This window comes from Aeromonas sp. sif0611 (assembly GCF_019218845.1).
GTDB lineage: Bacteria > Pseudomonadota > Gammaproteobacteria > Enterobacterales > Aeromonadaceae > Aeromonas > Aeromonas media.
Genome location: NZ_JAHUWU010000002.1, coordinates 607,627 through 621,901, shown reverse-complemented (window position 1 = coordinate 621,901; position 14,275 = coordinate 607,627). Strand labels below are relative to the sequence as shown.

Sequence of the window (14,275 nt, the reverse complement as noted above, 5' to 3'; positions counted from 1 at the left end):
TGAGCTAGAACCCCACCCCGGTCCTCCCCTTATACAGGGGAGGGAGCCATCAGCCCCGGCTCATCCTGATATCGATCTGCTGGTGTGGCAGATGCATGCCGAGCTTGTTGAGTTTCTCCAGGATCAGCGAGTGCACCTCGTGGGGGCATGACGGACATACGGTGATCCTGCTCAGCCCCGGCTCATCCGAATGTCGATCTGCTGGTGTGGCAGATGCATGCCGAGCTGGTTGAGTTTCTCCAGGATCAGCGAGTGCACCTCATGGGTGATCGGCATTCTGTGGTCCATGTTGTTCACGTAGAGCCGGATCTCGTAGATGAGGGCCGAGTCGGTGAATTCGATCAGGAACACCTCGGGGGTGGGGGTATCCAGCACCAGAGTGGACTCCTGCACGCACTGTTCCAGCAACTGTTGTACCCGCTTGGGTTCCTGGGTCAGACCGATGCGAATGCGCAGCTTGACCCGGGTGATGGCGTCAGACAGCGACCAGTTGATGAACTGCTCGGTGATGAAGGCCTTGTTGGGGACGATGATCTCCTTCCTGTCCCAGTCCACGATAGTGGTGGCGCGGGTCTTGATCTTGGTGACGGTGCCGGTCAGATCGCGAATGGTGACGGTGTCGCCGAGCCGGATCGGCTTCTCGAACAGGATGATGAGGCCGGAGACGAAGTTCGCGAAGATCTCCTGCAGACCGAAGCCCAGACCCACCGAGAGCGCCGCCACCAGCCACTGGGTCTTGGACCAGTCGATGCCGAGCATGGAGAAGCCGGTGAGGGCGCCGATGAGGATCACCAGATACTTGCTGACCGTGGTCAGGGCGAAGCCGGTACCGGGGGAGAGGCTCAGGTGCTGGAGCAGGGTGAGCTCCATCAGCCCCGGCAGGTTGCGGGCGGTGACCACCGTCAGGATGAAGGCGAAGGCGGTCAGCATCAGATCCTGCAGGGTAATGGCGGAGAGTTGCTCTATGCCAGCCACCTTGCTGCTCACCTGCCACACCTCAATGCTGCTGAGGAAGCTGAACGCCGAGTTGAGATCCGACCATTGCACCAGTACCAGCATGGTGAAGCCCAGCATCAGCAGGGTGCGCACCAGGCCGAGGGACTGGGCGCTGATGGTGTCCAGATCCAGCTCAGGCTCCTCCACCACGTCCGGGATCTCGGAACTCAAGTCGTCATCCTCTCGTTCCCGCTGGGCCAGGATCTCGGCCCGCTTGCTCTTGGCACGATCGAAGGCGAGGCGGCGGCGCTGGATCAGCATCCAGCGGTGCGCCAGATAGTAGACGAGCAGGCAGCCGAGCCCAGCCAGCAGGCTCAGCTCCAGCTGGCGCAGCAGGATCCGGGAGGTATAGAAGTAGCCGAACAGGGTGCCCAGTACCGCCAGCAGGGGGGCCAGCATCAGGCTGTTCCAGATGAAGTGGTGCAGCAGGTGTGGCTTGGTCATGTCGGCCTGGCCCCAGGTGAGGGGCAGCTTCTCCCGGTTGAGGCGGGCGAAGAACAGCAGCAGCCAGAGGGCGCCGACGATGAAGGCCAGCCGACCGAGAGAGTCGTAGAAGGCATGCTCCTGATAACTGTTGGCCATGCCCTGCACGAAGAAGCTCGGGATCAGCACCAGCAGCAGGGTGCGGAACTGGCCCCACACCTTCTGGACCCGCTCTTTCTGCCAGCGGAAATGGAGGATGAGGATCCCCTTCTCCAGGGTGAGATGGCGGGCCACCAGCAGCGCCAGCAGCAAAAACCAGATCTCGCCAAGGCCGCGGGCCACCGCCACCGCGAAGGGGTATTGCCAGGCGCCGTCCAGCAGGCCGCGCACCATCAACACCATGGCGGGCAGCGGCAGGGCCGCGAGCAGGGAGCGCATCAGCAGCCGGCTGGTGAGGCTGAACTTGTCCTGGGTCACCTTGCCGATGCGCGGGGCTATGTAGTGGCTGTATTGCACCAGATGGCGTCCCAGCTTGGCCCAGCACCAGGCAAGCACCAGCAGACCGAGCCCGGCCAGGGTCAGGGTCATGGGGTTGTTTTCCACGATGGCCCTGGGCAGTTGCAGCCAGTTGACGGGATCGAGCAGCAGGCTCAGGGCGGTGGGCACACCGAGCAGGACGGCCGGGGTGAGCGGGCGCACATCCGGCATCCAGAACAGGTGGCTGGCGCTGATCTCGCGGATCTCGTCGATCTTGCTGTTCTGGCGGCTGTAGAGCAGCTTGAGCCGGGTCTGCTCCTGAATCAGGGTATCCGAGGCGTCATTGAGCCGGGTCAGCAGTTGTCGCCTGGCCTTGAGCAGGTTGTCGAGCACGGCACGCTGGGCCCTGTCCAGGGTGATCTCATCCCCGCTGAGCAGCTCGTTGCGGATCTGCGCGGGATCCTTGAGGGCATCCTGCTCGGTCTCGTACTGGTATTTCGCCATGCGCGCCTTGACGATGTCGGACTCCAGTTTCTCCAGCGGGAAGTAGGCCGGCAGATCGGCCAGCTTGCTGCGCAGGTTTTCGCCGTAGGCGTTGCTTATCTGCAGCCACTCCAGTTGTTCGCGCACCGAGTTGACCAGATCGTTCAGTCCTGACAGGGAGGTGTCGATGCCGCGCTGCTCGTCCTGTACCCGCTCTATCTGATCCTCCAGGGCGCCCAGTTGCAGGGATAGCGCCTGGTTCTGCTGTTGCTGCTCCTGCAGCAGGGGCAGATCCGAGGTGAGCTGCCTGCGCAGCCGCTCGCTCTCGGCCAACGCCTGCACCGTCTTTTCTCGCCGCAACTGGTTTTGCTGGGCGAGCAGGCTGTTCTGCCACTCGTCCTCGTCGGTGATGGCGAGGTTGAGCTCCTGCAGTTTCAGCTTGCCGAGATCGTTGCGCTGCTGTGCGGAGAGCTGCTCCAGCTCCAGCATCTGGATCCGGTCGGAGAGGCTCTGCTCCTTGAGGCGGGTGGCCAGTTGCTGGGCCTCCTGCAGCCTGTCCGACTCGTTGCTGAAGCTCAAGCGATCGAGCTGGGAGCGGGTCTGCAGCAACTGCTTGCGCAGCTCATCGACCCGCACATGATACTCCTGACCCGTGCTCTCCAGCTGGTTGAGGCTGTCGGTCACGGCCTGGCGCTCCTTGCGCAGGTTGATCTGGCGGTTGCTGCTCAGGCTGATGGCCTGGCGCAACGTCTCTTCTTTCAGGGAGGAGAGGGGTGGGCGGGGCTGGGGTTGATAGTTGTGCAGGCTCTCCTTGAGGCGAGCGGACTCCTTGGGGTAGTCGATGAGGATCTGCTGATAGGCCTTGCCCTGCTCCCGATAGCGCTGGGCGTCCCGGGCATACTGTAGTGCCTGCTGATAGCTCTCCCGCAGTTGCTGGTTTTCGAGGCTGTCGGTCTTGGGGACGCTTTGCAGCAACTCTTCCACCTGGGTGACGGCATCATCGGCCTGGACAGCGGAGAAGGGGAGCAGGCTGAGACAGAGCATCAGACAGAGCAGGCGTTGCAACATGGCGCACGTTTCCGTTCATGAGAAGTCGCCTTAGCCTAAAGCAGGGGCCGGGGCGGGTAAAGCCTTCCACATTAATGATTTGCAACATAAATAACGGGTGATCCGGGTCTTGTTTGGCTATTATTCTGGCCGTTTCCCTCCGTTGAGCAATTTATGTCCTCTGTCGATCTGGGCACGGCCCCCCTTTCCCGGCTCTTCCTGCGTTATGTCACCCCGACGGTGGCCGCCATGCTGGTCACTGGCATCTATGTCACCATAGACGGCATCTTCGTCGGCCATATCCTGGGTCAGGACGGTCTGGCGGGCATGATGCTGGCCTACCCCATCTGCGCCGTGCTCTATGCGGTGGGGGCGCTGATCGGCATGGGCTCCTCGTCGCTCGCCTCGTTCTATCTGGGCAAGGGGGAGCAGGCAAAGGCGCGCCACATCGTCGGCAATGCGCTGGTGATGGTGCTCATCGCCTCCGCGCTGCTCGCCTTCATCGGCATCCGGTACGGAAGGGAGATGCTGACCTGGATGGGGGCCGAGGGGGTCATCTTCGACGCCGGTTTCGCCTACCTGCAGTGGTACGCCTGGCTCGGGGTCTTTGCCGTGCTCTCCATGGCGTTCACCGCCCTGCTGCGCAACGACGGGCGGCCCGGCCTCACCACCTGGATCCTGGTGGGGGGCGGCGTGCTCAACGTGCTGCTCGATTACCTGCTGATGGCGGTGATCCCCTTAGGCCTCGCAGGGGCGGCCATCGCCACCATGCTCTCCCAGGCGGTGACCGGCGGCCTCTGCCTGTGGCACTTCTTCACCTCCCGCAGCCAGCTTCGCATCCGCTGGGATACTCTGGTGCCAGACTGGCGCCTGATGGGGGAGACGCTGCGACTCGGGGTGTCGAGTTTTCTGATGTACCTCTATCTGTCGGTGGTGCTGGCGCTGCACAACAAGGCGCTGCTGTCAGTCGGCAGCTCCCTGCACGTGGCCGCCTACGGCGTCATCAGCTACAGCGAGGCCTTCTTCTATCTCATCTTCGAGGGGATCGCCATGGGCATCCAGCCCATCGCCAGCTTCAACGCCGGAGCGGGTAACTGGGCTCGGGTACTGCGGGTACGCAACCTGGCGCTGGGGGTGACCCTGGCGGTGGCGCTGTGCGGCATGATCCCGCTCTACCTCTGGCCCGAGGGGGTGGTCTATCTCTTTGCCGGCGACAACGCGGCCCTCTTGCCGGTGGCCAGCCTCGGCATCTGGCTCTACTTCTGGGGCCTGCCCATGGAGGGGCTGCTGCTGGTGGGGGCCACCTATTTCCAGGCCATCAACCGGGCCCGCATCGCCTCCCTGCTCACCGGGGGCAAGCTGGTGCTGATCGGCGGCTTCCTGTGGGGCTTCTCCTCCCAGTGGGGCGTGGCCGGGGTCTGGCTGGCGCTGCCCACCTGCAGCACCCTGCTGGTACTGGTGATGTGGCGGGCCATGAGCAAGGAGGCCGGGCAGCATGCCGCAGCCCCGTGACTAGCGCCCCTCTCCATGAACGAAAAAGGCAGCCCGGGCTGCCTTTTTCGTTTCATCCTGCCCGGATCAGGGTTTGAAGGCGCCGATAAAGATGGCGGGGTCGACGCGGGCATCGTTGAGGCTGACGTTCCAGTGCATGTGGGGACCGGTGGCGCGGCCGGTGGCGCCGACCCGGCCGACGATGCCGCCACGGGGCAGGCTCTGGCCCAGCTTCACGTCCACCTTGGACATGTGGCAGAACATGCTGATGAGCCCCTGGCCGTGATCGACGAACACCGTATTGCCGTTGAAGAAGTAGTTGCCGATCAGGATCACCTTGCCGGCGGCCGGTGCCTTGATGGGGGTGCCGGCACCGACCGCGAAGTCGAGGCCGGAGTGGGGGTTGCGCTCCTCGCCGTTGAAGAAGCGGCGCAGCCCGAACGGGCTGGAGAGGGGCCCCTGGACCGGCTTGTCGAACAGCAGGTTGCTGGGCTGGGTGGGGCTGAAGGTCTGGTAGGCCAGGGTCTGCTCGGCCAGTTCCCGGTTGATGCGGGCCATGTCCTCGGCCAGCGGATTGACCTGACGGGTGTTTTTGAGCTTGATGTGCTGCTCACGATAGTGCTTGTTGCCGACCGTGAAGCTCAAGGTGCGGCCATCGTTCGTGGTCACTTGATGGGGGCCGGGCTGGCTCTTGAGCGGGATGCCGACGATGGCGATCCAGCGCTTGCCCTCTTCCTGCACCACCAGGACGGGTTTGTCCTGATACCGGACGGCGGGCGCCTTGGCGCCGTCTCCCAGTTGCACCACGGCCACGCCTCCCGGCACCGGGTGGCTGAGCAGACGGCTGATAAAGCTGGATTCGGCGTGAAGAGCAGGACTGCCGAGCAACATGAGAAGGAAGAACAGGTGGCGCATGGTGGCTCCATCGAACAAGGCGGTGAGATAAAAAGGGGGAAAATGATGCCACATTCTTGCCCGGCTGTCCGTCACCGCGCGCCATGGCGCTGGACAGGAGACTGTGCCGCACGGCAAGATTGAGAATTCCATGCTATTTACTAATGTGTCACTAAAGGTGTCTTTGAATGGCACCTATGACGGCAGGCAGTAAGGCACTGGCTGGGGAGCTTGTGGGCGGGCGAAGCACGGGCCGTCAATGGCCAGTGCACCAGTCCCTTCGTGGCGACCGGCCCCATCACCACCAGTACCCTCTATCAGTCCGGAGAAACCAGCGGTCCCACCGCCTTCTCGACCACGGGCACGGCTACCTGTGATTGCACCGGGATCTCGGTGGGGCTGTTTGTGACCGTCTATTACCAGGGGACCACCAACCTGCCCACCGTCTCCGATCCTCTGGGCACCCCTCATCAAACTCAATCCCTATTTTGGCCTCAAAACTGAGTTCAATGCGGCAGGGGGATACCAGGAAGTTCCCTTCAGCGCCACGACCACAGGGCTGCTCAGTGCCTGTGTCGGTGGGTTGCTGAATGTCTCCCTGCTGGGGGGAATCAACGTGAATGGCGGCCGTTATACCCTGAAGCTGCTCAAGGGGGTCATGGGTACCCAGACCTTCAACGGCACCGTCGCCCACCTCTTCGTGTGCCGAGCCAGTGTACCCGACACCAGCCCGGTCAATGCCTTCAGCACCCTGGCGATGAACATCAGCGTCACCTCGACACCGACCTGCCAGTTCCCGGCCGGCACCAGCATTCCCATCGATCTCGGCGCCGTGGCGCAGAGTGCCTTCGTCGAGGGGGAGATACCCAGGGGTTATGCCCCGCGCAGCGTCAATGTGAGCGTGACCTGCAGCCAGATCCCGAGTGACTATCTGGTGCCGCTGCAATACAGCTTCGGGGGGGGGCTCAGCAGCCAGAATCGCTTCATCACCACCAGCCTGGCCGGGGTCGGGGTGGGCATGGTCGAGCAGGATACGCTGACTCCTATTCCATTTGATACTGCCATCGCGGTACCCTACTCGGCGGCCAGCCACAACACCCAATATCAGGTGAGGCTGTATCCGACCCGGTTGCCGGGTCAGGTGGTGCGCACCGGTTCTTACACGGGCACCATCATGGTCACGGTGAGCGTGCCCTGATGACAGGGTTTTCTGCTGCTATTTTCGACGAGGTCAATGATGAACAGTGACAGCGCCCTGCGCCGCGAACCCAAACGCCACACCATAGGGCAGGGCTGGATCTGGATCCGCACCGGGTTCGATATCTTCAACAGGGGCATGGGCGCCAGTGTGGCCATGATAGTGATTTGGTTCCTGGTGGGCATGTTGCTGGAACAGCTGCCGGCAGGGGGCTTCATCTCCCAGTTGCTCTACATGGTGTGGGGCGCCGGCTGGGTGGCGGTGGCCCGCCGGGGTCATGAGGGCCAGCCCCTGCAGTTCGCCGACTTCTTCGCCGGTTTCCGTCACCGGCTGACCCCGTTGATGTTGGGGGGGCTGATGGTGCTCGCCCTGTTCATGGGGATACTGCTCATCTGCGCCTTCATGCTGCATCAGTGGGGCCTGACCGGTCTGCTCTCCCAGGATCCGGAGACCCTGACCCTGACGCCAGAACAGGCGCAGGGATTCCTGCTCTGTCTGTTGCTGGGGCTGGCCTTGCTGGTGCCTGTGCTGATGGCCATCACCTTCGCTCCCGCCCTCATCTTCTTCCACGGCGTGGGGGTCTGGCAGGCGGCCAGGCTCAGCTTCAAGGGTTGCTTGAGCAATATGTGGCCTTTCCTTTGGTGGGGGTTGCTGGGGGCCGTGTTGATCTTCTTTGGTGCGCTGCTGATGCTGGTGGGCTTGCTGGTGGTGCTGCCGGCCATCAACTATTCCTTCTACGCCGCCTATCGCGACATCTATGTGGACGAGGAGGCTGCCGACGACGGCGAGCCGCCGGTCAAGGCGTTTGGTTTCGAGGCATAAGCCGACACAGGATGACAGGGGCCGACAGGCCCCTTTTTCATGAGCTCTCAGCGGGCCTGCCACAGGGGATCGACCGCCATGCGTGCGATCAGGAAGTCGAGGAAGCTGCGCAGCAGGGGGGACATCTGCTTGCGGGTGCCATAGACGGCATAGACGCCGAGCTGCTTGGGTTGCCACTGGGTCAGCAGGGGCACCAGGGCGCCGCTCTCCAGGTGGGCCTGCACCGAGTAGGCGGGTTGCAGGCTGATCCCCGCCCCATCCAGGGTCGCCGCCAGCAGCAGGTTGGAGATGTTGGCGCTGAGGTTGCCGCTCACTGGCACGGACTCCGGGCCCTCGGGCCCCTGAAATTCCCACAGGCTCTTGCCGAAATAGGTATAGGTGAGGCAGTTGTGCAGGGCCAGATCCTGCACCTGCTGCAAAGGCGCATGGTGGGCCAGATAGGCGGGGCTGGCGCAGACGACGGAGTGGCAGGTGCCGAGGCGGCGCGCCACCAGGTTGGGATCCAGATCGTTGGTGATGCGCACCGCGAGATCGATCCGCTCTTCCACCAGGTTGACGGTTCTGTCCAGCAGCAGGATGTCGATGGCCGTACCGGGGTAGCGAGCCAGGTAGTCGCCCGCCGCCTTGACCAGCAGGGCCTCTGAGAGGGAGTAGCTGCTGGTGATGCGCAGTTGCCCCTTGGGGGCGTCATCGCTCTTCACGGCGATCTGTTCCATCTCCTCGCCGAGCGCCAGCATGGCCCTAGCCCGGTTCAGTGCCTCTTCCCCCGGCCCGGTCAGGCTCAGACGGCGGGTGGTGCGGTGCAGCAGTCTGGCCCCCATCCAGCGCTCCAGCTCGGCCAGATAGCGTGACACCATGGCGCGGGACATCTCCAGTTTCTCTCCGGCGCCGCTCAGACTCCCCTGCTCGACAACGCTGACGAAGACCCGCAATGCGGTCAGTCGATCCATCTATGGCTCTCTATATGTTCGATATGTGCAACAGTGATGCGCTTTTTACGCTGTATTTGCAACTTAGGCGATCCAATACACTGTGTCCATCAAATGAACCCCCGAATCTTAATGAGGAATAGATGATGAACAACACCCTGATCCGCAACTTGACTCTGGCGACCACCCTGCTGAGTGGTGCCGCGCTGGCCGCCCCCTTGAATGTGACCGTCTACAACCCTGGTGAGAAGGCGATCTTCCCGGTCTCCTCCTCACTGGTGACCGGTGACAAAGAGGCCATCCTGATCGATGCCCAGTTCGACGTGCAACATGGTCAGGCGCTGGTCGAGATGATCAAGAAGAGCGGCAAGAAACTGACCACTGTGTATATCAGTGCCGGTGACCCCGACTTCTACTTCGGTCTGGAGCCCGTCATGGCGGCGTTCCCGGATGTCAAAGTGCTGGCCGACCAGCATGTGGTTGACCATATCAACCAGACCAAGGATGCCAAGCTGAGCTACTGGAGCCCGATCCTGGGCAAGGGCGCACCGAAGAGTCTGACCGTGCCGCAGGTGATGACTGCCTCCCACCTGACCCTGGATGGCGAGAAGATTGAAATCAAGGAGATGAACACCCCGAATGCCTTCCTCTGGGCTCCCTCCATCAAGACGGTGTTTGGCGGCGTGCCGGTATACAGCGGGGTGCACGTCTGGATGGCGGACAGCCAGACCAAGGCGGCCCGCAGCAACTGGGTCAAGGCGCTGGACAACCTGTTGGCTCTGAAACCCGAGCTCGTGGTACCTGGCCACTTCCTGGGCTCCGCACCCAAAGGCACTGCCGCCGTGACCTTTACCCGTGACTACGTCCAGCGCTTCGAGCAGGCGTTGGCCACTGCCAAGAACAGCGATCAGCTGATCGACGGCCTGAAGAAGACCTTCCCGTCCCTGCCGGTTGACGATGGTCTGGCCATCGGTGCCAAGGTCAACATGGGCGAGATGAAGTGGTAATGGCCTGAGTCCTTTTCCCTGTGTTTTTTTACCGGGCCCCAGGGCCCGGTTTTTTATCCAAGATTGAAGTGAGAATGAATATGAGCGAACAGCAAACCACCCTCCATTATGTCTATGACCCCCTCTGTGGCTGGTGCTATGGCGCCGCCCCCTTGCTCGAGGCCGCGGCCGGGATCCCGGATTTGCAGATCGCGCTGCATGCGGGCGGCCTCTGGCTGGGCTCGCGCCGCCAGCAGATGGGCCAGACCCTGAGGGACCATGTCCGCCCCCATGACGAGCGGATCCAGGCCCTGACCGGCCAGCCTTTCGGTGAGCGCTACTTCAACGAACTCTTGCTCAGTGACGGCCTCTTGCTCGACTCCGAGCCCCCCATCCGGGCCATACTGGCGGTCACCGAGCTGGGTGGTGATGGCTTGAGCCTGCTGCATCGCATTCAGCAGTCCCATTACCTTGACGGTCAGTGGGTCGGTGACCAGGCCCATCTCGCGCGGCTGGCGCAGGAGCAGGGCATCACGCCGGAGGCGTTCGCCCTGGCCTTTGGTCAAGTGGATCTCGCAGGGCATCTGGCCCAAAGCCAGGGCTGGCTGCGTCGGCTCGGCGGGCAGGGGTTCCCGACTCTCGGGCTGATGCGGGGGGGAAGTCTCATCCCGCAGCCCGCCTCCTCATTCTTGGGGGAGCCGCAAGCCTTCGTGAGCCATCTCGCCGCCCTGATGGCGGCCTGATCCGGGCATGCCCTGGTTTGCCGCATCGGCCCTCAGGGTCACGGCAGAGGGCATGTCGGGTGAGCGGGGCAGGGGAGAGCGCTCCCCGTTTCGGGCTTCCCTTGTCCCCCGCACCGTTCTTGGGCATGCTAACGGCCTCTTTGATTGGCAGGATGCAGTACCTATGAACCTTCGCGATCTCGAGTACCTGGTAGCGCTGGAAGAGGAGAAACATTTTCGCAAGGCGGCGGAGCGCTGCTTCGTCAGCCAGCCGACCCTGAGCGGCCAGCTGCGCAAGCTGGAAGATGAGCTGGGGGTGATCCTGATCGAGCGCACCTCCCGCAAGGTGTTGTTTACCCCGGCCGGCGATGCCATGGCCCGGCAGGCCCGCAAGGTGCTCAAAGAGGTGCGCGAGCTCAAGAGCATAGGCCAGCACTTCGCCGAGCCCATGTCCGGCGAAATCCACATCGGCTTCATTCCCACCGTGGGTCCCTATCTGCTGCCCCACATCATTCAGGATCTGCGGGAGCACTTCCCCAAGCTGGAGTTCTATCTCTACGAAGAGCAGACCCAGGTGTTGCTCAAGCGGCTGGAGGAGGGGGAGCTGGATTGCCTGGTGCTCGCCGAGCTGGAGGGCATGGACGGCTTTGGCTCCATCCCTCTCTATCAGGAGCCTATGTGGCTGGCGGTGCCCCAGCATCATCCGGAAGCCAGTGCCAGGGCGGTGCCACTGCACAATCTCAAGGGCAAAAAATTGCTGATGCTGGCCGATGGCCACTGTCTGCGGGAGCAGGCGCTGGGATTCTGTTTTGCCGCCGGCATCGGCGAGGATCAGCGCTTCAAGGGCACCAGTCTCGAGACCCTGCGCAACATGGTGGCGGCCGGCAGCGGCATGACGCTGGTGCCGAAGCTGGCGGTGCCCGCCAACGCCGAGGAGAGGGGTGTCAGCTATCGTCCGGTGATAGACCCGGTACCGGGGCGCACCATCTCCCTGCTCTATCGCCACTACTCGGTGCGCCGCCCCTGCTTCAATGAACTGGCCTCCCGCATCTCAGCCCTGATGAAAGGGCTGCTCGGCTGAAGGGCAGATAAAAAAACCGGCGCCAGAGCGCCGGTTTTTTTGCCTCAAGGGGCAGCTTAGAAGATGTCGTCGGTGGAGACGGGGCCATCGCTGCTGGAACCATCGCCGCCGTAGACCTGATTGCCATCGGAGAGCTGGCTCGCATAGCGGGTCGGTTCAGTGCCTTCCTTGAAGAACTCCTCCATGCTGGCGCCATCGGCACGGTTGGTCAGCAGACCTGTCTCCCGATCGATGCGTACCTGCATGATCCCTTCGGGGACCGGCATCTTGCGCTCTGGCACTTGCTGCAGGGCCGTCTTCATGAAGTCGATCCAGATGGGCTGGGCGGCACCGCCCCCGAATTCTGCCCGGCCGAGACCGCGCTGGTGGTTGTCAAAACCGATCCAGGAGGTGGCCACCAGATTCGGAGTGTAACCGGAGAACCAGGCATCCCTCGATTCGTTGGTGGTCCCCGTCTTGCCCGAGATGTCGTGACGCTTGAGGTCACGGGCCGCGCGCCAGCCGGTACCACGCCAGCCATTGCCACCCCAGATAGCGGTGGTCAGGGTGTCGGTGATCAGGAAGGCGCTCTGGGCACTGATGGTTTGGGGCGCCATGTTGTTGGGCACCACAGGGTCAATCGGGCACTGGGCCTTCCAGTCAGGGACGGTATTGGCGTAGGCATCGGCGCTGTCGAGCCCGGCTGCGGCCAGCACACCGCAGTCGCGGCAGGCGGCGGCCGGATTGGCCTGATACAGGGGAGTGCCAAAGCTGTCGGTCACTTCGGTGATGAAGTAAGGCGTCACCTGGAAGCCGCCATTGGCCAACACGGAGTAGCCACGCACCACTTCCAGCGGGGTGAATTCGGCGGCACCCAGAGCCAGGGATTCATTGGCGGAGATATGCTCGCGGGCGAAGCCGAAGCGGGTCAGGCCATCGATATAGGTATCCAGCCCGATGGCGCGCATCAGCCGGACCGACATCACGTTCTTGGACTTGGCGAGGCCAAGGCGCAATGTGGTCGGGCCTTCATAGATGGCCGGCGAGTTCTTGGGCTGCCACATGGGGCCCTTGGCGGGATCCCACTGGTTGATCGGGGCGTCGTTGATGAGGGACGCCAGGGTATAGCCCTGCTCCAGCGCGGTGGCATAGAGGAAGGGCTTGATGTTGGAGCCGACCTGACGGCGAGCCTGATCGACCCGGTTGAACTTGGAGATCTCGAAGCTGAAGCCGCCGACCAGGGCCTCGATGGCACCGTCCTGCGGGTTCATGGCGACCAGGGCGGCGTTGACGTCAGGGATTTGGGAGAGCAGCAGCTCTTCCCCTTTCTCCCGCACCCAGATCTGTGCGCCGACCTTCAGCACGTCCCGTGCCGATTTAGGTGGATAGGTCTGGCGATCGTCGGTGATGAAGGTTCGGGCCCACTTGATGCCGTTCCAGCCGAGTTCGGCCTGCTTGCCATTCTTCAGCACCAGGGTGGCGCTCTTGTCACCGACCTTGGTGACCACGGCGGCCATCAGAGGCTGGTAGGTCGGTTGTTTGGCCAGGTGGGCCATGATCTGGTCGTAGTCCCAGGCCGTTTCCCCGGCCTTCCACAGCAGGGCGGTCGGGCCGCGATAGCCGTGGCGGGTGTCATAGTCGAAGACGCCGTCCAGCAGCGCCTGGTGGGCGGCACGCTGGCGCTTGGCGGTGACAGTGGTGTAGACGTGCAGCCCCATGGTGTAGGCATCTTCGCCAAACTGCTCCACCATCTTCTGGCGCACCATCTCACTCAGGTAAGGGGCATTGAGCGTCGTCTCGGCGCCGTGGTAACGGGCCTTGACCGGCATCTTGGAGGCCTCGTCAAACTGGGCTTGGGTGATCTTGCCGGTCTCCAGCATGCGACCCAGCACCACGTTGCGGCGCGCAAAGGCACGCTCCGGCGAACGTATGGGGTTCAGCATAGAGGGGGCTTTCGGCAACCCGGCGATGATGGCGATCTCGTCCAGGGTCAGATCCTTGACGTCTTTGCCGAAGTAGACCTGAGCGGCGGCGCCGACCCCGAATGCCCTATAACCGAGGGGGATCTTGTTGAGATAAAGGGTGAGGATCTCATCCTTGGAGAGATTCTGCTCGATGCGCCAGGCCAGGAACACTTCCTTTATCTTGCGCACCAGGGTCTTCTCGTTGCTCAGGAAGAAGTTGCGCGCAACCTGCTGGGTAATGGTACTGGCGCCCTGGCGGGCCTGGCCGGAGACGGCCCAGACGGTGGCGGCCCGGATGATGCCGATGGGGTCTATGCCCGGGTGCTCATAGAAACGGGCATCCTCGGTGGCGAGCACCGCATCTATCATGGGCTGGGGGATTTCATCCAACCGCAACGGGATACGACGAATCTCGCCGAACTGGGAGATCAGTTCCCCGTCCCGGCTGTACACCTTCATCGGAGTGGCCAGTTTGACATCGCGCAGGGCGCTCACATCCGGCAACTGGGGCTTGATGTAGAAGTAGATGCCGATGAGGCTGGCAACACCCAGCACTGCACCCAGCATCATGACAATAAACAGGCGAACGAGCCATTTCAGCATGGAAGAACTACCAATCGTCTTAAAATTAGCCAACGGGCGCAGAGTATAGCCTTTTTACCCTCGCGGATTCGAGGTTTTCCTGTCCGGGGACATCGACCTCGAGAAGAGGCGGGAGGGTAGCATTCCAGGACGCAATTACCAAGGGGGCCGCAATCAAGGCCGAAAGGAGAGGCGCGTCAA

The 14,275-nt window shown here is 62.8% G+C and carries 11 protein-coding genes; 7 read left to right on the top strand and 4 right to left on the bottom strand.

Annotated elements, in window-relative coordinates; translation table 11 throughout:
* Positions 1–171 precede the first annotated feature (171 nt).
* The gene (mscM, locus tag KW824_RS07730; RefSeq protein WP_218409458.1) at positions 172–3,447 is read right to left on the bottom strand and encodes a miniconductance mechanosensitive channel MscM; all 3,276 of its coding nucleotides are present in this window, start codon (positions 3,445–3,447) and stop codon (positions 172–174) included.
* A gap of 153 nt (positions 3,448–3,600) precedes the next feature.
* Between mscM and KW824_RS07725 the strand changes: the two genes are divergently transcribed.
* Positions 3,601–4,938: an MATE family efflux transporter gene (locus tag KW824_RS07725; RefSeq protein ID WP_218409457.1), complete on the top strand. Its 1,338-nt coding sequence runs from the start codon at positions 3,601–3,603 to the stop codon at positions 4,936–4,938.
* Between the two features lie 66 nt (positions 4,939–5,004).
* Here the strand turns inward: KW824_RS07725 and KW824_RS07720 are convergent, their stop codons facing one another.
* The gene (locus tag KW824_RS07720; RefSeq protein ID WP_218409456.1) at positions 5,005–5,832 is read right to left on the bottom strand and encodes a M23 family metallopeptidase; all 828 of its coding nucleotides are present in this window, start codon (positions 5,830–5,832) and stop codon (positions 5,005–5,007) included.
* Between the two features lie 210 nt (positions 5,833–6,042).
* On the opposite strand from KW824_RS07720, the gene KW824_RS20995 reads away from it, so the two are divergent.
* The 3 genes from KW824_RS20995 (at position 6,043) to KW824_RS07710 (ending at position 7,831) form a co-directional block, all read left to right on the top strand.
* A complete protein-coding gene (locus KW824_RS20995) occupies positions 6,043–6,315 on the top strand; it encodes a hypothetical protein (RefSeq protein ID WP_232092357.1) in 273 nt (90 codons plus the stop codon).
* A 79-nt stretch (positions 6,316–6,394) separates the two neighbouring features.
* Complete coding sequence (locus tag KW824_RS20990) at positions 6,395–7,009, top strand: fimbrial protein (RefSeq protein WP_256351299.1); 615 nt, start codon at positions 6,395–6,397, stop codon at positions 7,007–7,009.
* A 39-nt stretch (positions 7,010–7,048) separates the two neighbouring features.
* Positions 7,049–7,831 carry a BPSS1780 family membrane protein gene (locus KW824_RS07710; protein WP_218409455.1) on the top strand — a complete coding sequence of 261 codons (783 nt, stop codon included), beginning with the start codon at positions 7,049–7,051 and terminating at the stop codon, positions 7,829–7,831.
* 47 nt (positions 7,832–7,878) lie between these two features.
* Here the strand turns inward: KW824_RS07710 and KW824_RS07705 are convergent, their stop codons facing one another.
* Positions 7,879–8,781, bottom strand: a complete 903-nt coding sequence (locus KW824_RS07705; protein WP_218409454.1) for a LysR family transcriptional regulator — start codon at positions 8,779–8,781, stop codon at positions 7,879–7,881.
* Between the two features lie 125 nt (positions 8,782–8,906).
* Here KW824_RS07705 and KW824_RS07700 point away from each other — a divergent pair, with 125 nt between their 5' ends.
* The 3 genes from KW824_RS07700 to oxyR all read left to right on the top strand — a co-directional run bounded on the left by KW824_RS07700 (position 8,907) and on the right by oxyR (position 11,549).
* Positions 8,907–9,767: a Vmh family MBL fold metallo-hydrolase gene (locus tag KW824_RS07700; RefSeq protein WP_218409453.1), complete on the top strand. Its 861-nt coding sequence runs from the start codon at positions 8,907–8,909 to the stop codon at positions 9,765–9,767.
* Between the two features lie 74 nt (positions 9,768–9,841).
* Positions 9,842–10,489 (top strand): DsbA family protein, encoded by a 648-nt coding sequence (locus KW824_RS07695; protein WP_218409452.1) that lies wholly within the window; start codon positions 9,842–9,844, stop codon positions 10,487–10,489.
* A gap of 163 nt (positions 10,490–10,652) precedes the next feature.
* Positions 10,653–11,549, top strand: a complete 897-nt coding sequence (gene oxyR, locus KW824_RS07690) for a DNA-binding transcriptional regulator OxyR (protein WP_005329937.1) — start codon at positions 10,653–10,655, stop codon at positions 11,547–11,549.
* Between the two features lie 56 nt (positions 11,550–11,605).
* Here the strand turns inward: oxyR and KW824_RS07685 are convergent, their stop codons facing one another.
* Positions 11,606–14,095 carry a penicillin-binding protein 1A gene (locus KW824_RS07685; RefSeq protein ID WP_041205207.1) on the bottom strand — a complete coding sequence of 830 codons (2,490 nt, stop codon included), beginning with the start codon at positions 14,093–14,095 and terminating at the stop codon, positions 11,606–11,608.
* Positions 14,096–14,275: the final 180 nt, after the last annotated feature.